Raw genomic sequence first — 18,778 nt, forward strand, 5'->3', positions numbered from 1 at the left:
CGTCCGGGGGTGGGGCCGGTCAGACGCCGACGGCCTCCTCCATCTCCTCCTCGCTGTCCTCCTCGGCCCGGGCGCGCTCGGTGCGGGCCGGGACGGCGTGGGCGGGTGCGGCGTGTCCCGCGGCGGCCGGGCTCCGCTCCTGCCGGTGCTCGTGCAGGGCGGCGATCCCGAGGACGACCGCGCCGACCAGCAGCCAGGCGGCCAGCGACCACACGTTGCGGCCCAGGTCGTGGCTGCCGAAGTAGAGGAGGCTGCGGGCGCCCTCGACGAACCCGGCGCCGTTCCAGAAGGCGTGCAGGCTGCCGAAGAAGCCGTTCTGCAGCTCGGGCCGGAAGATTCCGCCGGAGCTGGTGAAGTTCAGCATCACGAACAGCACCATCACGCCGAGCGTCGTCCACCGCTTCAGGAAGGTGTGCAGTCCGACGCCGATCAGCAGGATGCCCGCCGAGTACAGCCACGTCATGCCCCACAGGCCCCACAGGTGGGCGTGCGCCAGATGGAAGACGGGCCCGGCGAACGCGGCGCCGATCAGGCTGACCGCGCCGGAGGCTCCGACGACGAGCAGCGCACGGGTCCGCATCCGCAGCACGGCGCCCGCGCCGCCGATCACGGCGACCGAGGCGTACGAGCCGATGCTGACCGCCACGAGCAGGAAGAACAGGCCCTGCCCCGTCGGGTCGTCGGACACCGGAGGCGCCACGTCGGTCACCTTCAGGGGGTCGCCCTGCTGGGCCGCGACCGGCGTGAAGATCTTCTCGACGACGGACACGGTGGTGTCCGAACCGGCCGAGGCGACGATCAGCTCGGGGGAGTCGCCGACGACGTACGCGCCGTCGATGTCCCGCGTCATCAGCTGGTCGACCGCGGCGGACCTGGTGTCGACCGTGCGGACGTCGAGGGCGTCGCCCGCCTTGTCCTTCACGGTCTGCGCGAACACCTTCGCCTCGGGCCCGGCGCCGACCACCGCGACGGGCAGATGGTGCGGCTCGGGCGAGGCGAAGGCGCCGAGGTAGGCCAGGCCCATGCCGACACACATCAGAAGGGGGGTGAGCAGATGCGTCAGAACGTGGCGCAGCGCCGGATTGCGCGCGGCGGACATGGGCGGGACCTCCATGGGTTGGCAAATACAACCTTTGCTTGTGGTTGTACTCTACAACGAAATGGAGGCCGGAGGGGACCGCCGTGGGTGTGAGGGGCGCCACGGCCCGCCCGAGGTCACGCGCCGACATGCCGGTCGCCCCGACCGCGCCGGCCGCGCCGGCGTTCAGGCGGGGCGGAGCGTGAAGGGGTGTCCGGCCGGGTCCGCGTACAGGCGTGCTTCGTGCGGACCGGGCGCGTCCCGGGTCCGGAGCGGCCGCGCGCCCAGCTCGACGATCCGGCGCTCCGCCTCGTCGAGGTCCTCCGGCGCCGTGAGGAGGTCCAGATGCGCCTGCTGCGCGTCCTCCGGGCGCGGCCAGCTCGACGGCGCGGCCGCGGGGTCGCGGCGGAACGCCATGCGGGTGCCCCGCTCTCCGGTCACGTCGGCGCGCTCCCCGCCCGGCGCGACGACGACCTCGCCGCCTAGCAACGCCTCGTAGAACTCGGCCAGCCGCGCCGGATCCTGGCAGTCCAGGACCAGTACTCCCGTGTGCACCAGGCTCATGCCCCGCCTCCTCCGCTCGTGGAGAGGGCGGGGTACCCCGATCCGGCCGCGCCGATTCCCTGCGCTCTCCGTGTAGGACGCGCGGCCGGGGGAACCCGGGGCGTTCAAGGAGGTACCGACCGTGATCGCTGTTCTGCTGGTTCTGTTGCTCGCTCTGATCCTCTTCGGCGTCGGCTTCGCCGTGAAGGTGCTCTGGTGGGTCGCCCTGGCCGTTCTCGTCCTGTGGCTGCTCGGCTTCCTCGTCCGCGGCACGACCGCGAGCGGGTCGAGGTCCCGCTGGTACCGGTGGTGAGGCCGCCGATCCGTCCGCCGCGACTCCGGGAGGAGTCATGACCCAGACCGAGATCCACGCGCCGGTCCGCTTCCTGGAGGAGCGCTTCGACTGCGCCCAGGCCTGCACCGAGTGCGCCAAGCGGTGCGTGACGTCCGTCGGGGCCGCCGATCTCGGTGCCGTCACCGCCGGCGCCCCGCGCCGGCCGAACCTGCGCCGGGCTCTGCTGCGCTGCGCCGAGGTGTGCGACGCGACCTGCCGGCTCCTGTCCGAGGAGCTCCGTCAGGACCCGTACGGGATGCGGCTGCACGTCGAATGGTGCCGGGCCGTCAGCCTGGAGTGCGCCCAGGCCTGCGACCGGGCCCCGGACGCCGGCGACTGCGCGGGGTGCTGTCGCCGGTGCGCCCGGGCGTGCACGGAGTTCCTCGCCGCCCTCGTGTGACTCGCAACAGGTGTGCGGCCCCGTCGATCTGACATCCAGTCAGTCCATGGCATTCCCTATTTCTGGAACGCGTTCTACTGTGTGCGCCGTCGCATCCGCGCCTGAAGTCCGGGCCGAGGCAGCCCGGTCGACCGCCAGGAGGGGCCGTGCACCTCGAATACACGCCTGAGCAGCAGCAGTTGCGCACCGAGCTGCGCGCCTACTTCGCCCAGCTGGTCCCCGAGCACGCGTACGCGCGCTACGAGGACCCCGCCGCGCAGAAGCGGTTCTACCGCGAGACGGTGCGCCGGCTCGGGGCGGACGGCTGGCTCGGGGTCGGCTGGCCCGAGGAGTACGGCGGGCGCGGACTGACGCCCATGGAACAGTTCATCTTCTTCGACGAGGCCGCCCAGGCCGGCGTTCCGCTGCCGCTGATGGCGCTCAACACCGTGGGCCCCACGATCATGCAGTTCGGCACCGACGAGCAGAAGGACTTCTTCCTGCCGAAGATCCTCTCGGGGGAGATCGACTTCGCCATCGGCTACAGCGAGCCCGACGCCGGCACCGACCTCGCCGCGCTGAAGACCCGCGCCGTCCGCGACGGCGACGACTACGTCGTCGACGGCCAGAAGATCTGGACCACGAACGGCGACACCGCCGACTGGGTCTGGCTCGCCGTGCGCACCGACCCCGACGCGCCGCCCCACAAGGGCATCACGATGCTCCTCGTCCCCACCTCGGACCCCGGCTACTCCTGCACCCTCATCAACACCCTCGCCTCCCACGACACCACGGCGAGCTACTACGAGAACGTGCGCGTCCCCGTCAGCCGCCGGGTCGGCGACGAGAACAAGGGCTGGCGGCTCATCACGAACCAGCTCAACCACGAGCGGGTCACCCTCGCCGCGCACGGCACCATGGCGATCCGCGCCCTGCACGACGTGCAGCGCTGGGCCATGGAGACCAAGCTCGCCGACGGCCGGCGCGTCATCGACCTCGGCTGGGTCAGAAAGCGCCTCGCCCAGACCCACACCAAGCTCGACGCGATGAAGCTCCTCAACTGGCAGATGGTGAACGCCGTCCAGCAGGGCACCCTCACCCCCCAGGACGCCTCCGCCGTCAAGGTCTACGGCTCCGAGGCCCGCCGCGACGCCTACGCCTGGCTCATGGAGATCGTCGCCGCGGCGGGCGCACTGAAGGAAGGCAGCACGGGCGCGGTCCTGCACGGCGAACTGGAGCGCGGCTACCGCTCCGCCGTGATCTTCACCTTCGGCGGCGGCAACAACGAGATCCAGCGCGAGATCATCTCCTGGATCGGCCTCGGGATGCCGCGCGTACGGCGCTGAGGCGAGCGGCACGACCCGCCCCGGACCGGGGCGAGTCGTGCGCGTGGTTCCTGTGCGCTTCCTGTGATGCCCGTCTCCGGTTGCGGAGTTGTCGGACGGCCTGTCAGTCGGGTGCGGTAGACATGCTCCGCGGGCCGACCCGTGCCGTACGGACCACCATCCAGGGGGAATCTTGAACAGCCGAACCGCGACACTCGCCGCCCTCGGAGCCGCCGCCGCGCTGGCGCTCACCGGGTGTTCCGACACTGAGGAGCTGTCCTACGGCGACAAGGCGACGAAGGACAACCTGGAGGTCAGCGTGGTCCGGGTGGAGACCGGGTCCAACGGGGACCTCTCGGTGCTCAAGGACGCCTCCGAGTACCAGGGCCGCACGCCCTACTACGTTCACTACAAGGTGACCAAGTCCGAGTCCGGGGACGTGGACGGGCCCTCCTTCGACGTCACCGCGGACGGGGACCTGCTGACGCGGCTCGACATCATGGCCGCCTTCCCCGAGCCGGTCGTCGGCGACGACGGACAGCTCAGCTACGAGGAGGCGCCGAAGTTCGACAAGTGCCTCGACGAGCACGACTCCGCGAAGTTCGCGAAGGCCCCGGCCGGCGAGAGCTACGAGGGCTGCTCGGTCTACCTCTCCGAGGCGGGCTCCGACGCGTCGCCCGAGAAGGTCGAGTGGGTCAAGGGCGGCCTGCTGCGCAGCAGTGACGACGAGCCGTTCGCCGTCTGGAAGTGAGCCCTCCGGGCCGGCGCCCCGGCCGGCTCTGGCGTCCCGACCGGAATCTCCGCACACTGGGCCCATGGGCTCACCAGAGCAAGCGCCGGATCCGGGTCTGTTCGGGCCCGACTCCGTGACCTGGCAGATGCACGCCGACCCCATGATGTGGATCGCCGGGGTGCGGGCCCTGTACCTCCAGGCCTTGCACCCCCGCGCGGTCCGCGGCGTCCTCCAGAACAGCGACTTCCGGCGCGACGCCTGGGGCCGGCTCATGCGCACGGCGAGCTTCGTCGGTACCACCACGTACGGCACCACCGAGGCCGCCGAGCGGGCCGGGGCCCGGGTCCGGAAGATCCACAGCCGGCTCGGCGCCACCGACCCGGACACCGGTGAGCGCTACGGCGTCGACGAACCCGCACTGCTGCTCTGGGTGCACTGCGCCGAGATCGACTCCTACCTCCACGTCGCCCGCCGCTCCGGATTCCGGCTCACCGACGCACAGGCCGACCGCTACATCGCCGAGCACCGCACCAGCGCCCGCCTCGTCGGCCTCGACCCCGACCGCGTCCCCGGATCGCGGCGCGAACTGGCGGCCTATTTCGAGAGCGTGCGGCCCGAGCTCGCCGCCGGACCCGAGGCCCGCGTCGTCGACGACTTCCTGCGCAGGCCGCCCACCCCTGCGCTCCTCGTCCCCGCCCGCGCCCTCCTGTGGCGACACGTCGCGCACCTCGCCTACGACGCCCTGCCGCCGTACGCCCACACCCTGTACGGCAGACCCGCACCCGCCCCGGCCGTCGTCACCCGCCGCCTGCGCGCCACCGGCACCGCCCTGCGCCTCGTCCCCGCACGGCTGCGCTGGCAACTGCCCCCGAAGCACGTCCTGCGGGCCGTGGCACGACTTGGTCCCGAAACCCGTCCGGCACCGTACAAAACCGGCAGCGGGCTGGCCATACTGGACGGGCCGGGGGAGGGCGCAGCGAGCTGACGGGGGCGACAGCGGGACATGCGGGAGCTGGGGGAGACACGGGACACCGGACTGATCCACGGGCGGTACCGGCTGCTCGAACCGATCGGCCGCGGCGGCATGGGCGAGGTGTGGCGCGCCCGCGACGAGTCGCTCGGCCGGCACGTCGCCGTCAAGTGCCTCAAGCCCGCCGGGCCGCAGCGCGACCAGGACTTCACGCGCGTGCTCCGCGAGCGCTTCCGCCGCGAGGCCCGTGTCGCCGCCGCGCTCCAGCACCGCGGCATCACCGTCGTCCACGACTTCGGCGAGTACGAAGGCGTCCTGTACCTCGTGATGGAGCTCCTGGAAGGGCGCGACCTGAGCCGGCTCCTGGAGGACGACCGGCAGCACCCGCTGCCCGTCGACGACATCGTCGACATCGCCGCACAGGTCGCCGCCGCCCTCGCCTACACCCACGCGCAGGGCATCGTGCACCGCGACCTCAAGCCCGCGAACATCGTCCGGCTCGCCGACGGCACCGTGAAGATCTGCGACTTCGGCATCGCCCGCCTCGGCCACGACATCGGCCTCACCTCCCGCCTCACCGGCACCGGCATCGCGATGGGCACCCCGCACTACATGTCGCCCGAGCAGATCGGCGGCGTCCACGTCGACGAGCGCAGCGACCTGTACTCCCTGGGCTGCGTCCTCTACGAGCTCGCGACCGGCGCCCCGCCCTTCGACCTCGTCGACGCCTGGGCCGTGCTCGTCGGACACCGCGACACCGTGCCCGAGCCGCCCCGGAGCCTGCGCCCCGACCTGCCCCGCCACCTGGACCGGATCATCCGGGACCTGCTCGCCAAGGAACCCGACGACCGGCCCCGCGACGCCGCCGAGCTGGCCGCGCGCATCGCCGCCGTCCCGACCGGAGCCGCGGCCCCCGCACGGCCCCGCAACACCCCGGAGGCCGTCCGGCCCGCGCCCTCGGAAGAGCCCCGGCTGCCGTCCTGGACCCGCGGCATGACCACCGGACACAAGGCCGCCGGAGGCGCGGGCCTCCGGACGACACCACCGGACCCGGCCGGAGGCCTCGCCCGCGAGTGGATCCCCCGGAGGAACGAGGGGACCCCGGGGGCGGTACCCGCGGTCTGGCCCAGTGCGGCCGAACAGCCAGTGGACGTAACGGAGTTGCGGGACTCACTCACCGGGCGGCACAACGCCGCACTGTCCCTCGGACGGCAGGGCCGCTGGGACGAGGCCGGCGAGGCGCACGGCGCGGTCGCCGCAGCGCGCGAGCACGCCCTGGGCCCCGACCACCCCGACACCCTCTCCAGCCACTACGAGGTGGCCTTCGCCCTCAGCCGCACCGGCCGCGCGAGCGACGCCCTGCGCACGTACCGGCGCGTCGTCGAGGGCCGGGAGCGGACACTCGGCGCCGAAGACCCCGACACGCTCGGCGCCCGCCAGGAAGTCGCCTACGTGCTCGGCAAGTTGGGGCGGCATTTCGAGGCGCACCAGATGTACACCGCGGTCCTCGCCGCCCGCGAGCGCACCATGGGCTCCGACCACCCCGACACCCTGCGCTGCCGCCACAACCTCGCCTTCAACCTCAGCCGGCTCGGCCGCGTCGAGGAGTCGCACCGCATGGCGGGCGAGGTCGCCGAGGCGCGCGCCCGCGTCCTCGGCGCCGATCACCCCGACACCCTCGTCACCCGCTGCGAAGTCGGCTACACCCTGGGCCAGTTGGGCCGCTGGAGCGAGGCGCTGCGCACCTACCGGGACGTGGCCGACGCCCGCGCCCACACACTGGGCCCCGACCATCCCGACACACTCGCCGCCCGCTACGAGGTGGGCATCAGCCTCGGCCGGCTCGGCCGCAGCGCCGAGGCGCTCACGCTGTACCGGGACCTCGTCGACGACCGCACCCGGGTCAGCGGGCCCGAGCACCCCGAGACACTGCGCGCCCGGCACGGCCTCGGCGTCAACCTCGGCCGTCTCGCCCGCTGGGAGGAGGCCCTCGCCGAGGCCCGCGACGTGTGCGCCCTGCGCGAGCGGGTGCTCGGCCCCGACCACGTCGACACCCTGATCAGCCACCGGGAGGTCGCCGTCGGCCTGGGCTGGCTCGGCCGCTGGCACGACGCGCTCGGCGCGTACCGCACCGTCGCCGCCGCCCGCGAGCGTGTCCTCGGAGCGGCCCACCCCGACACCCTCACCAGCCGCACCGACGAGGCCCACTGCCTCGAACAACTGGGCCGCACGGCGGAGGCGGCCGAACTGTACCGCCGGGTGGAGGGGTTGCGCCCGCGCGGCTGAGCCGGGGACCGGCCGAGTCGCCGGTCGTCCGGGGTCATTAGGGTCACACGCATGGCTGTTCAGAGACTCGACCACGCGCCGCTCCACGACTTCGGCACCTGGGTGCCGCTGCTGCGACTGCTGCGACGCCACGGGGAGGGCCGGAACGCCGACACTGATTGGTACGCGTCGGGGCGGATCGGCGCGGCCGAATGGAGCCTGCGGCTGGAGGATTCCGCCGCGGCGTACGAGTCCGGCGCGGCGGGCCCGGTGTGCGAGGCGGTCGCGGCCGCCGGGGTCGAGGGCGTGACGTTCTCGGTGCGGTTCACCCCGTCAGGGCCCGCGACGCTCCGCGTGATGGGACTCGAGCGGCCGGACGCGCCGAGCCCCGGAATGCTGCTCCTTGTCGAGGGCGCGGTGCCCGAGCCCTGGCGCCGGCTGCCCGATCCGGCGCCGGACGCGGTGCCGGCCCCGACCGCGGACCCGGAGCTGCTGGCCCGCACGGTCAAGGAGCGGATGCCGGCCGCCGAAGGGGCGAGCGACGCGCAGATCGCGGACGCGGAGGCACGGCTCGGCGTCCCGCTGCCCGACGAGTTGAAGGCGCTCTACCGGGTCGCCGACCTCAAACTCCACTGGGACTCGGACGCCGGTCGCCGGGAAGCGCTGCGGTACGAGGAGGCGGTCCGGTGGGAGCCCTACCCGCTGGCCTCCTGCCACATCGCCGACGCCACCACGCGGCCCGCACCCTGGGACCACGCCGCACTGGAGGCCGTAGGCACCGATCCCGACGCGCGGGTGCAGGGGCTGGTCGGCTCGCCCGGCTGGATCGTGTTCGGGGAGAACGGCGGCGGTGACCGGCTCGCCGTCGACCTCACGCCCGGCCCGCGCGGCCACGTCGGGCAGATCATCCTCATCGGCCACGAGGAGTACGTCGGCGCGGAACTCCTCGCGGACTCCCTCACGGACCTGCTGTTCGGGCGCGAACGCGAGGAGGAGCGGCGAGAACCGGAGGCGCGGCGAGCGGCCGTCGCCCACGTCAACATCCACGCCACGCCGAGCGTCGAGGCCGCAGTCCACCCCGGCCTGGAGGTGCTCTCCATCGGAGTGCTGGACGGGGAGCCGGTCAGTCTCGCCCCAGCTGTGGGCCTGCCCCGGCTGCGCACCCTGTCAGCGTCTGCGGGCACGCTCGCCGACCCCTGCGAGATCGCCCGCCTCACCGGCCTGGAGTTCCTGAGCCTCGGCCCCCGCGAATGGCGGGTGCTGCTCGACGCGGACGCGGTCCCGCGCGGTCTGTCGGCAGCGGCGATCGACACGCACGGCCTGCCGGAGACGACATCGGTCCCGGCCGCCCTCGCCAACGAGATCCTGGCCCTGTGGAACCGCCCGCCGATCGTCCGCACCCTCCTCAAGGGCGACCTCGGACCGGCGGACCGGCACCACGGCTGAGACACCGCCACCGGGGGCGGAGCCCCGCCGTCTCAGCCGCCGAACACGCCCCGCAGCGCCCCGATCTTGCGCGGCAGGTCGTACTCGGCGCCGCCCTCGTGCCCGTTGTACGGGAACACCTCGATCGACGCCGGACCCGCGTAACGGTGATACGCGGCGAACACGGTCGAGGAGGGGCAGATCTTGTCCATCAGGCCGACCGAGAACCAGCCCGGACTCGTCGCCCGCGCCGCGAAGTTGACCCCGTCGAAGTAGGACAGGGTCTCCATCGCGGACTCCACGCCGAAGCGGTGCCCGGACAGGAAGCGGGCGATCTCCGCGTACGGGCCGTTGTCGGTGATCTGCGAGGCGCGCCGGTAGTGGCACAGGAACGGCACGTCGGCGATCGTCGCCGCCACGTCCTCGCGCAGCCCGGACACGGCGAGCGCGAGCCCGCCGCCCTGGCTGCCGCCGAGCACCGCGACCCGTGCCGCGTCCACCGCCTCGTGGGCGCGGACGGCGTCGACGGCCCGCACCGCGTCGGTGATCAGCCGCCGGTAGTAGTGCCGGTGCGGGTCCTCGATGCCCCGGGTCAGGAAGCCGGGCGAGGACGAGCCGTGCCCCTCGGGCGCCACGTCGGGCGTGTCGGCGGTGTTCTTGCCGCCGCCGCCCTGCCCGCGGTTGTCCATCACCAGGTGCGCGTACCCGAGCGCGCTCCAGGTCAGCCAGGAGTACGGGATGCCCCGGCCGCCGTTGTATCCGATGTACTGCACGACCGCGGGCAGCGGCCCGGTGCGCCCGCGCGGCAGCAGCAGCCACGCCTTCACCGGCTGCCCGCCCCACCCGTTGAACGTCACGTCGTACACGTCCACCGTCGCGAGCCCCGCGTCGTGCGCCACGAAACGGGCGTCCAGCGGGTGTCGCGCCGCGTCCTCCAGGGTCTTGCGCCAGAACGCGTCGAAGCCGGCGGGCTCCTCCGGCTCCGGGCGGTACTCCCGCAGCCGGTCCAGCGGCATGTCGAACAGCAAGGTCAGCTCCTCGTCAGGGTCAGAGACACCGTCGCGCCGTGCCGGCCCGCGGTGTCGACGGAGATCCGGGTGCCGGACAGCGTCCGGGCGACGCTCACGCCCGCGTCGGCCCGCGCCACGGTGTACCCGCGCAGTGCGAGGTCCAGGACGACCCGCTCGCGCAGTTGCGTCGGATCGCTCACCGCCACGTCCACCTCGCCGTCGCGCGGGCGGACCAGTACGGACGCGGGCCCGTCCGCGGACAGCTCCTCGGCCCGGCCCGCCGCCCAGAAGTTCGCGGCGAGCAGTCCGTCCGCCCCGCGTCGCACCGCGTGCACCGCCTCCGTCGCGGCGACGGTCCGCACGGGCGGCGCGAGGGCGGTGCGCCGGGTGCGTTCGGCGGAGGCGCCCGGCAGTTGCAGCCAGCAGTACCCCGCCCCGGACGGGGCCGTGCCGTGGTCGAGCCACAGTGTCAGGTACGGCCGGGTGACGGGCGTGTCCGTGCCGTACTTGATGTTGATCTCCCGCCAGGTCGCCGTCCGCTGCTCGCGCAGCGCGCGTACCGCGGTCGGGCGCGGGAAGACGTAGCCGCCGGTGCCCGTGAGATGGACACTGGTCGCCTCCTCGTAGTCCCCGGACCAGCCGGCGTCGGACGGGGCGGGCACGCCGTCCACGGTCAACTCGGCGGACACGTCGCGGAGTTTGCGGTTCTCGACGATCGTCTCCACCCGGCCCGCGTCCGCCGTGATGCCGGAGCCGACGTGCGCGATCACGTCGTCCAGGCAGAACCAGCTCTTGAACGCGCGCAGCGAACTGCCGTACGCCCGCAGCTCCATGCCGTACGCGCCGAGTGTCGTCCCGGGCAGCGCGGCCCCGCCCGCCCAGTCGGCGGTGCTCGACGTGCGCTGCCCCGCCGCGTCGGCGGGGCGTTCGGCGACGACGGTGGTCCCGGACAGGCGCAGCGGGTCGACGGTCGGCCAGTGGTCCTCGCTGTAGTGGCCGAGGTCGTCGTCGTACAGCAGGACCATGCCGTCGGACAGGTGCCAGCCGTGCAGGTTCTCGTTCTGGATCGACTCGTAGTTGTAGATCCGGCTGGAGTACACGGACAGGCCGAGGGTGAAGCCGGGGCGGTGGTGCATCGCCTTGTCCATGCGCGGGAACTGGCGGTGTGTCACGAGCGGTCCGCGCGGCCTGACGCCGGAGGCGAGCAGGTGCTGCGCGGCGACGAGCGAGGCCAGGTCCGTGACGCCGAGGAAGTCCCGGTACGTGTCCTCGGTGATCCACTGCTTGACCAGCGCCCCGAACCGGTCGGCCTCCGCGGCCGGCAGCCCGGGCAGCAGCCGCAGGACCGCCTCGATCACCGTCTGCGCCGCCACGTGCCCCTGCTTGCTGGACCGGGCGATCTCCCGCCCGCACACACCGGCCTGCACGTCACCGCGGGCGATGAGCGGGTCGAAGCCGTCCGTCACCCACCGCCGCACGTTGGCCACCTCGGGGTCGGTGACCTCCCAGTCGGTGCCGTCGAGCAGGTGCAGCAGCCGGGACAGGTTGCCGAGCAGCTCCTTGCCGTAGCCGCCGTTGTACGGGTGCTTGTAGTGCTGGAGGAAGGAGCCGTCGGAGTAGAAGCCCTCGCCGGTGCCGGACCCCGAGTCCTGGTACGCGAGCACGCTGTTGGCGCCGCCGCCCGTCACGTCGGACAGCGCGTCCCGCACCCGCGCGAGGTCGGTGCCGTCGGCGCGCAGCACGGCGTTGACGGCGACGACCGTGCAGATCCACACGCGGTTGGCGCCGGTCGCGATCTGCCGGTCGGCACGCCACAGGTCCGGGTCCGGCGTGTAGTGCCGTACGGCGTCGGTGACCCGGGTCAGCCGGTCCGCGCCCAGCACCTCGTGCAGCAGGACAGCCGTGTCGTTGAGCGCGAGGGCACAGCCGATCTCCCAGTCCCAGTCGTTGTCGAACCGCGCGTGCCCCGGCCCGTAGCGGTGCTCCAGCATCCAGTCCACGCCCCGGCACAGCAGATCGGCCGGCGCCGCGTCCCCGTACCGGTCCGTCCCGGGCACGGCCCACGCGGTCGCGGCGGTGGCGAGCCGCTTGAACGAGGTGGTGACGTGGTTCGACACGGACGTGCTGGTCAGATCGGGCCACAGACCGTCGGTGCGGGACGGGTCGAGGCCCTTGAGCGCGGAGACGGCGGCCCGGTCGATGCGGGCGATCGCGGCGGCGATCCGCGGCTCGGCCGTGTCGAGCCCCGGCCCGCCGGTGAGCAGCGTGCGCCAGCGCGTGAGCAGGTCCACGGAGTCGCCCGCCGCGGTCCCGGTGTCCGCGCCCAGGGCCGGCGTCAGGAACGAGCCGGGCAGCGCGGTCGCGGCGAGTACGGCACCGGTGCCGGCCAGAACGGTGCGGCGGGTGGCGCTCATGACGCGGCCCCGGTGACCGGGCGCCCGGTGACGGCGGAGCAGGGCGCGTCGGGCGTGTAGTCGGCGCCGTACGTGCCCACCGAGTTCCCGCCCGTGTTCCCGCTCATCGTGTTGCTGCACACCGGGCCCTGCGGGGTCCGCATGACCTTGACGCCACCGCCCGCGTTCCCCGTGATCGTGTTGCCGTACACCTGGGTGTCGATGCCGTCGGTCGCGGTGTCGCCGCCGAGCCGGACGCCCGCTCCCGTGTTGTCGTGCACCGTGTTGTACCGGAAGATGTTGCCGCTGCCACGCGCGTCGAGACCTGCCGAACTGGGGTCGCGCTGCTGCGAACAGTCGTTGTACTCCACGTAGTTGTTGGTGGAGTTCTCCTTCACGTCCACGCATTCGTTGCCGCGCGTGACGATCGTGTTGTGGTGGATCCGGTTGTTCTTGCTGACGTCGGGGGCCGCGTCGGGCGCCCCGTTGTCGCCCTGCTGCTCGGGCGCGGTACCGAGGTAGAGGCCCTCGCCGTTCTTGCCGCCCCCGCCGAAGCGGAAGTCGGCGACGCCGCAGTCGCTGATCGTGTTGCCGGACACGTCGGCGCCGGTGACGAGGTAGCGCAGGCGCAGACATTCGTCGGCCGCGTTCTTCAGCGTCATGCCGGTGATCCGCAGGGCGTTGACGCCGTTGCCGGGCGTCGTGCTCATCACGTAGACGAGCTTGGAGCGGTACCCGGACACGTCGGAGGACGAGCCGAACAGACCGTCCACGGTGAATCCGTCGAGGACCGTCCCGTCGTGCTGGACCTGCACGATCCGGGTGGCGCCCGCGCCCTTGACGACGGCGCTCGCCGGGCCGGTGAGGGTGACGTTCTCGCGCCGGGTCACGACGTCCTGCCGGTAGGTGCCGGACGCCAGGTGCACGACCGCCCCCTCGGGCGCGAGGTCGAGCGCCCGCTGGATCGTCGCGAGCGGCGCGCCCGACGACGTGCCGGCGTTGCCGTCGCTGCCGGTCGGGCTGACGTAGTACGCGGACGCGGCGGAGGCCGGTGCGGCGGGCAGGGCCAGGACGGCGCAGGCGCCGAGCGCGAGGGTGAGCAGGGTCCGTCTGGACATCAGGAGGTCCTCTCCGGTCGTGGTGCGGCGAGGTGCAGGGCGAGCAGAACGGGCACGCTCGGGCCGAACAGCAGGGGTCCGAGCGGCACGGGCAGGGTCAGGACGAGCGCGGACACCGCCGCGCCGAGCAGCGCGGTGCCGCGCGCGGGGGAGCCGAAGGCCAGGGCGAGGGCGCGCCGGTGCCAGTCCGTGACGGCCCCCGAGGGGTCGAGTCCGGCGTGTGCGGCGAGCGCCGTGCAGTGCACGCCCAGGGCGGCCGCGAGACCGGCCTGGGCGGCGAGCAGCACGAACGCGTACGGGCTCGAACGGCCGCTCAGGAACAGGGAGTTCACGGCGAGCACACCGACCGCCGCGGTGGCGAGGAGACCGTGCCGCCACAGGGCCCGCCAGGAGCGGGGGAACGCGGTGAACACGCCGGTGAAGCAGCGGTTGTCGCCGTCCGTGCGCCACCGCTGGAGCGTGTGGGCGAGCGCCGCGAGGGCGGGCAGCCAGGTGACGACACCGAGCGCGAGCACGGTGAACGCGGCGCCCGCGGCGGCCGGTTGCGCGATCCGGTCGAGCAGGCCGAGCAGCCGGCCCCGGCCGCGCGCGCCGAGGGAAGCGGTCATCGTCATCGAGTCACCGCCCGGTCCGCGACGGGTGCCGGGCCCGTGTACGGCTCGGCCCACTCCCGTACGACGTGCCCGTCCCGGGCCAGCCGCCGGGCCGCGACCACGTACGGCTCCCGGCCGGGTGCGAGCAGCAGCGCCGCCGCGTCGGCCGCCCAGCCGCACGCCTCGACGCGCTCGTGCTCCCCGGGGGACAGCAGTACCGTCTCCGGGCCGTCCGGCGTGTCGAACGCGACGCCGTGCGGGACCGCGCGTGCGGTGGCGGGCCCTGCCCCGGGCTCGATCGTCGTGAGGAGCCGGGCCCGGCCCAGGGCCGCCGTGGTCAGCCGCAGGGTGTGCTGGGTGCGCGTGATGCTCAACTCCGGTGTGCTCGCTGTCGGGTTGGCCTCGATCCGGGTCGGTTCCGATGTGATCCGTACGGCGTCGGGGGCGAGGCGGCGGAGGACGGCCCGCGCGTCGCCCGCCTCGATCAGCCGGTCCCGGCCGTCCTCGGCGGCCGTGGTCGGCGCGTCCGTCTGGAGCAGGAACGTCCAGGTGCGCGGGGCGTCCGCCCGCCCCTCGTCCAGCAGGACGAGCCGGCCCGACGGGGTGCAGACGAGCGTGCGGTCCAGGCGCCGCACCCCGAGCTCGTCCGGGTACATCGCGGCGAGCTCGGCGGTGCCGTGCAGCCAGCCGCCGCCGGCCAGCGCGTCCCGCATCCGCGCCTGACGCGCGTACGGCAGGCCCTCGTACACGTGGTAGCGGTCCTCGCCCGCGAAGCCCTGACCGTCGACCAGCAGCAGATTGTGGTGGGCCGCCCGTTTGCGGTTGCTGTAGCCCTCGTCCACCGCGAGGAACGCGCCCTGCGACGCCAGCACGAACGACCCCGAATCCGGATGGTGGTGCCCGCAGTTCAGCGTCTCCCACCCCTGCTCCGCGCGATGCCGGGCACTGGCCTCCCACGCCTGGTGACCGCCCCCGGGCGAGGCCTTGAACGACACGAACGTCGCCGCGCCGTCCCAGCCGGTGCGCGAGGTCAGCAGCCCCAGATCGGGGAAGTGCGCGTGCGTGCCCTGCGGCGCGACCGGCACCACCGCCGGGTCGTGCCACAGGTACTCCAGAAACGCCTCCGCCCGGATCCCCGGCCGGACAGCGCTCAACTCGATCTCACCGTCGCGGAGTTCACGGTCCACGAGGTCCGCCAGCCACTGCGCCTCGCCGATCCCGAACCGCGCCGCCAGCTTCCGGTACAGCGCCACACTGTGCCCGCTGTGCCGGTCGTGGCAGTCGCCGTGCCCGGCCTGCTCCGCGAAACCGGGCGCCGACTGGTGCAGCCGGAACCCGAAGGTGTGCTCCATGAAGCCGCCCCGGCCCCACCAGTCGAGCCCCTCGCACTCCTCGAGGAGATCCAGATGGGCGGCGAGCCACGGCACCCCGTACCGCCAGTAGACGACGCCCTCGGCGTGCGAGCCGTCGGCCGGCAGCGCGTCCAGCACCCGGCCCAGATTGCTCTTCGCCCGCTCCGTCCACTTCTCACGGCCCAGCACGTAGCCCGCCGTGGCGAGCCCCGCGTGACAGATCCAGTTGTGGTTCTGCCAGTACGAGGACGACCACCAGCGGCCCTCCGTCTCCACCGCGAACTCGTACATGCGCCGCCCCTGCACCAGCAGCTTGTGCCGCAGCAGGTCCGTGAGGTCGGGGGAGAGGGCCCCGCCCAGCCAGTGCCCCGCGAGCGCCAGACCGTGCAGCAGCCAGCCCGCGTCCAGGTCGTGGTCGGGCAGATGGGCGCGCCCCCAGTGCGGCAGACGCACCGCCGCCCCGATCCAGCGTTCCGCCTCCGCGAGATGCGCCGGGTCGCCCGTGATCCGGTACGCCAGCGCGGGATGCGCGGCGGCGGCGCCGAGCCAGGTGATGCTCTCGCGCGGGTGCCGGGCCGGCGGGGTCAGTGCCCGGTGCCGCGCGGCCTCGTCGAGCAGCCGCCGCTCCTGACCGGGGCGCGGCCCCGCGGGCGGTGTCGCCGACAGCAGCATGTCAGGCCCCCGTCCCGTGCCCGGCGCGCGTCCCGTCGGCCAGCTCCACCACGACCTCGTCGCCGGCCAGCCGCACACCCGTCACCGCGGGACCCTGCGCCGCCGCCTGGTACACGGACACCAGGACGAGCCGCGACGCGCGCGCCGTCAGATCGACCCAGGTGCGCGCCACCTGCGGATCGTCGGCCGGGCCGGGGCCCGGCCGGGTCACCGGCCGCACCGGTTCCGACGCCACGTGCCAGCCGTGCAGCACCTCGTCCCCGCCGTACCACGTCGTGCGCAGCGCGCCCTCGGACTGCACCTGCACATCGAGGGCGACGCCCGGGCGCAACTGTCCGGTCAGCCGGCGCGGTCCGCCGTCCGTCACGTCGAGCGTGAGCACGTCGACGAGGTGGGTCGGGGCGGCCTCGACGCGGCGCACCGCCCGCACCCCCGGATACGCTCCGGTCACCTCGGCGGTGACGGACGTGGCGTCCCGCGCGAGCAGCCGGCCCGCGCACTCCGCCTGCTCCGCGCCGTCGACCGCGAACGCCGGATGCGCCGCCGTCGACGCGTAGTGCTCCCGGAACTCCTGGTGCCCGTACGGCACTTCGCCGGGGTCCGGCTGCCAGCACGCCTCCTGCCCGTACAGGGACAGGGCCAGCTTGTCGCGGTGGCCGTGCGAGCCGCCGTGCGGACCGAACGCGAGCACGGCGTGCGCGCCCGCCGCCCGGACGACCGCGTACCCGGCCGTCCCGAACACCGTCACCGGCGCGGGCACCGGGCGCGCGGGCAGCGCGGGCCCCCCGAACCAGGAGCCCCGGCCGAGCAGCCGGTCCAGTCCGTCGTCGGCGTCCCCGGCCTCCAGCCGGGCCCGCGCGGCCACCGCCGCGAGCCGTGGCGCGGGCGCGAACCCGTCGGCCAGCGCGCACAGTTCGAGCCACTCCAGGGCGAGCGGCACCCGCAGGTAAGGCCCGTCGTTCAGGGCGGGCAGCACCCCGCCGTCCGTCGCCAGCGCGGCGAGCACGTCGACCATGCCGGTCAGCAGCGCCGCGACGTCCGCGGGCACGTCCGCCGGGGCGACGCCGCGCAGCGCGAGCAGCGCGGCCCGCAGCACGAACCCGTGGTAATAGGTGCTGCCCTCCCACTCCCAGCCGTCCGCGCCGACACACGCCCGCACCTGGGCGTACAGCCCGTGCGGCCCCTCCAGCCACTGCTTGGCGCCGTCCCACGGGGTGCCGCGCACCAGCGCCGCCGCCCGCCCGGTCGCGATGCCCGCCGCGGTCAGCCACGTCGTGTAGTTCGACGCGAGGTCGCCTCGGTCGACCAGGACGTGCCGGGCGTCCAGGGCCGCCCGCTCCAGCTCGTCGAGGAGCGGCAGCAGGGCGTCCGTGCCGGGCGTGCCGTGCTCGGCGAGCGTCCACACGGCGTGCCCGACGGTCACCGCCCAGATCGCGTCGGTCAGCGCCTGGTGGAACAGCCGCCCGCGCAGCATCCACGCCTGCGCCCCCTCGTGCGACGCGCGTGCCGACTCCCGGTACACCTCGGCGTGTTCGAGGAGCAGCCGGAGCGCCTGCGCGTCCTCGCCGCGCAGGGCCAGGACCCGGGCGTGCCGCGCCCACGCCTGATGGGACAGGACCGTCCACGCGCCCCGCACGTCCGGCGTGTCCACCCGGCAGCCGCGGGCGCAGCGTGCGCCACCGGCCGGGAAGACGCCGGTCAGCGGGTCGCCGTGGTCCAGTTCGAGCCCGTGCGCGGGGCACACGTACGCGTGCCACCAGCCGCCTCGCTCCCGCGGGATCGCGCGCTTCACCGCGGCCACACGCCACCGTCGATGTCCAGCGTCGTGCCGGTGAGGAAGCCCGACGCGGGCGAGGCCAGATGCACGACCGACGCGGCGACGTCCTCCGGTGTGCCGGGCCGCCCCACCGGGATGCCCGCCGCCATCGCCTCCTGGGCCTCGGGCGCGGTGAACGTGTCGTGGAACGCCGTGCCCTTGATGAAGCCCGGGGCCACCGCGTTCACCGTGACGCCCGACGCGGCGACCTCCTTGGCGAGCGCCTTCGTGAAGCCGCGGACGCCGGCCTTCGCCGCGGCGTACGCGACCGAGCCGGGGCCGCCGCCGTTGTGCGCGGCCAGCGAGGACATCGTGACGATGCGCCCGGCGGGCGACGCGGTCAGATGCGGCAGCGCGGCCCGGCAGGTACGGAACGTCGACGTCAGGTTCGCGTCGATCACCTGGTCGAAGTGGGCGTCGCTCATCTCCGCGACCGGGGTGCGGCCGATCAGATGCCCGGCGTTGCACACGAGGACGTCGAGCCCGCCGAGGAATCCTGCCGCGTCCGCGACGAGCCGGTCCACCTCGGCCGTGACCGTGACGTCGGCCTGGAACGCCTTGGCGCGCCGCCCGAGGCCCTCGATCGCGGAGACGGTCCGCCCGGCCTCCTCGGCGGAACTGCGGTAGTGCACGGCCACGTCGCAGCCCGCCGCGGCGAGCGCGACGGCGACGGCCCGGCCGATGCCGTGGCCCGCGCCGGTCACGAGAGCGCGGGAACCCTGGAGATCACTGGACATGCGGAGAGGACCTTTCACGAGAACGGGGAGAGCGA

At 73.9% G+C, this 18,778-nt stretch carries 16 protein-coding genes; 7 read left to right on the forward strand and 9 right to left on the reverse strand.

The window, feature by feature from the left end; genetic code table 11:
- Positions 1–19: 19 nt before the first annotated feature.
- Entirely contained in the window at positions 20–1,099 is a 1,080-nt protein-coding gene (locus ACFW9D_RS16210; RefSeq protein WP_384622465.1) for a hypothetical protein, read from the reverse strand.
- A 165-nt stretch (positions 1,100–1,264) separates the two neighbouring features.
- The gene (locus ACFW9D_RS16215) at positions 1,265–1,642 is read right to left on the reverse strand and encodes a VOC family protein (RefSeq protein WP_384622467.1); all 378 of its coding nucleotides are present in this window, start codon (positions 1,640–1,642) and stop codon (positions 1,265–1,267) included.
- Between the two features lie 121 nt (positions 1,643–1,763).
- Here ACFW9D_RS16215 and ACFW9D_RS16220 point away from each other — a divergent pair, with 121 nt between their 5' ends.
- From ACFW9D_RS16220 to ACFW9D_RS16250, 7 genes are all read left to right on the forward strand, one after another.
- Entirely contained in the window at positions 1,764–1,934 is a 171-nt protein-coding gene (locus tag ACFW9D_RS16220) for a hydrophobic protein (RefSeq protein WP_188340507.1), read from the forward strand.
- Positions 1,935–1,971: 37 nt separating this feature from the next.
- Entirely contained in the window at positions 1,972–2,355 is a 384-nt protein-coding gene (locus ACFW9D_RS16225) for a ferredoxin (RefSeq protein WP_384622470.1), read from the forward strand.
- Between the two features lie 146 nt (positions 2,356–2,501).
- The gene (locus tag ACFW9D_RS16230) at positions 2,502–3,680 is read left to right on the forward strand and encodes an acyl-CoA dehydrogenase family protein (protein WP_188340509.1); all 1,179 of its coding nucleotides are present in this window, start codon (positions 2,502–2,504) and stop codon (positions 3,678–3,680) included.
- 172 nt (positions 3,681–3,852) lie between these two features.
- Positions 3,853–4,410 (forward strand): hypothetical protein, encoded by a 558-nt coding sequence (locus ACFW9D_RS16235; protein WP_188340510.1) that lies wholly within the window; start codon positions 3,853–3,855, stop codon positions 4,408–4,410.
- Between the two features lie 64 nt (positions 4,411–4,474).
- A complete protein-coding gene (locus ACFW9D_RS16240) occupies positions 4,475–5,377 on the forward strand; it encodes an oxygenase MpaB family protein (RefSeq protein WP_384622473.1) in 903 nt (300 codons plus the stop codon).
- An 18-nt stretch (positions 5,378–5,395) separates the two neighbouring features.
- Positions 5,396–7,648 carry a tetratricopeptide repeat protein gene (locus ACFW9D_RS16245; RefSeq protein WP_384622476.1) on the forward strand — a complete coding sequence of 751 codons (2,253 nt, stop codon included), beginning with the start codon at positions 5,396–5,398 and terminating at the stop codon, positions 7,646–7,648.
- A gap of 51 nt (positions 7,649–7,699) precedes the next feature.
- Entirely contained in the window at positions 7,700–9,073 is a 1,374-nt protein-coding gene (locus tag ACFW9D_RS16250; RefSeq protein ID WP_384622478.1) for an SMI1/KNR4 family protein, read from the forward strand.
- A gap of 32 nt (positions 9,074–9,105) precedes the next feature.
- Here the strand turns inward: ACFW9D_RS16250 and ACFW9D_RS16255 are convergent, their stop codons facing one another.
- The 7 genes from ACFW9D_RS16255 to ACFW9D_RS16285 are packed head-to-tail and all read right to left on the reverse strand — an operon-like array spanning position 9,106 to position 18,743.
- A complete protein-coding gene (locus tag ACFW9D_RS16255; RefSeq protein WP_384622481.1) occupies positions 9,106–10,080 on the reverse strand; it encodes an acetylxylan esterase in 975 nt (324 codons plus the stop codon).
- Positions 10,081–10,082: 2 nt separating this feature from the next.
- Positions 10,083–12,476, reverse strand: a complete 2,394-nt coding sequence (locus tag ACFW9D_RS16260; protein WP_384622484.1) for a polysaccharide lyase 8 family protein — start codon at positions 12,474–12,476, stop codon at positions 10,083–10,085.
- Positions 12,473–13,573 (reverse strand): DUF1565 domain-containing protein, encoded by a 1,101-nt coding sequence (locus ACFW9D_RS16265; RefSeq protein ID WP_384622487.1) that lies wholly within the window; start codon positions 13,571–13,573, stop codon positions 12,473–12,475. The genes ACFW9D_RS16260 and ACFW9D_RS16265 overlap by 4 nt, the downstream gene beginning before the upstream one ends.
- Positions 13,573–14,187: a DUF624 domain-containing protein gene (locus tag ACFW9D_RS16270; RefSeq protein WP_384622489.1), complete on the reverse strand. Its 615-nt coding sequence runs from the start codon at positions 14,185–14,187 to the stop codon at positions 13,573–13,575. Before ACFW9D_RS16270 ends, ACFW9D_RS16265 begins: the two co-directional genes overlap by 1 nt.
- The gene (locus ACFW9D_RS16275; protein ID WP_384622492.1) at positions 14,184–16,190 is read right to left on the reverse strand and encodes a hypothetical protein; all 2,007 of its coding nucleotides are present in this window, start codon (positions 16,188–16,190) and stop codon (positions 14,184–14,186) included. The genes ACFW9D_RS16270 and ACFW9D_RS16275 overlap by 4 nt, the downstream gene beginning before the upstream one ends.
- A gap of 1 nt (position 16,191) precedes the next feature.
- Complete coding sequence (locus ACFW9D_RS16280) at positions 16,192–17,991, reverse strand: heparinase II/III family protein (protein ID WP_384622495.1); 1,800 nt, start codon at positions 17,989–17,991, stop codon at positions 16,192–16,194.
- Positions 17,979–18,743: an SDR family NAD(P)-dependent oxidoreductase gene (locus ACFW9D_RS16285; protein WP_384622499.1), complete on the reverse strand. Its 765-nt coding sequence runs from the start codon at positions 18,741–18,743 to the stop codon at positions 17,979–17,981. The genes ACFW9D_RS16280 and ACFW9D_RS16285 overlap by 13 nt, the downstream gene beginning before the upstream one ends.
- Positions 18,744–18,778: the final 35 nt, after the last annotated feature.

This window comes from Streptomyces sp. NPDC059524 (assembly GCF_042749255.1).
Taxonomy (GTDB): Bacteria; Actinomycetota; Actinomycetes; order Streptomycetales; family Streptomycetaceae; genus Streptomyces; species Streptomyces xanthii.

Coding starts and splice junctions, on each gene's coding strand:
- ACFW9D_RS16210 (WP_384622465.1), bottom strand. CDS start 1,099: ATGTCCGCCGCGCGCAATCCGGCGCTGCGCCACGTTCTGACGCATCTG.
- ACFW9D_RS16215 (WP_384622467.1), bottom strand. CDS start 1,642: ATGAGCCTGGTGCACACGGGAGTACTGGTCCTGGACTGCCAGGATCCG.
- ACFW9D_RS16225 (WP_384622470.1), top strand. CDS start 1,972: ATGACCCAGACCGAGATCCACGCGCCGGTCCGCTTCCTGGAGGAGCGC.
- ACFW9D_RS16240 (WP_384622473.1), top strand. CDS start 4,475: ATGGGCTCACCAGAGCAAGCGCCGGATCCGGGTCTGTTCGGGCCCGAC.
- ACFW9D_RS16245 (WP_384622476.1), top strand. CDS start 5,396: ATGCGGGAGCTGGGGGAGACACGGGACACCGGACTGATCCACGGGCGG.
- ACFW9D_RS16250 (WP_384622478.1), top strand. CDS start 7,700: ATGGCTGTTCAGAGACTCGACCACGCGCCGCTCCACGACTTCGGCACC.
- ACFW9D_RS16260 (WP_384622484.1), bottom strand. CDS start 12,476: ATGAGCGCCACCCGCCGCACCGTTCTGGCCGGCACCGGTGCCGTACTC.
- ACFW9D_RS16265 (WP_384622487.1), bottom strand. CDS start 13,573: ATGTCCAGACGGACCCTGCTCACCCTCGCGCTCGGCGCCTGCGCCGTC.
- ACFW9D_RS16270 (WP_384622489.1), bottom strand. CDS start 14,187: ATGACGATGACCGCTTCCCTCGGCGCGCGCGGCCGGGGCCGGCTGCTC.
- ACFW9D_RS16275 (WP_384622492.1), bottom strand. CDS start 16,190: ATGCTGCTGTCGGCGACACCGCCCGCGGGGCCGCGCCCCGGTCAGGAG.
- ACFW9D_RS16285 (WP_384622499.1), bottom strand. CDS start 18,743: ATGTCCAGTGATCTCCAGGGTTCCCGCGCTCTCGTGACCGGCGCGGGC.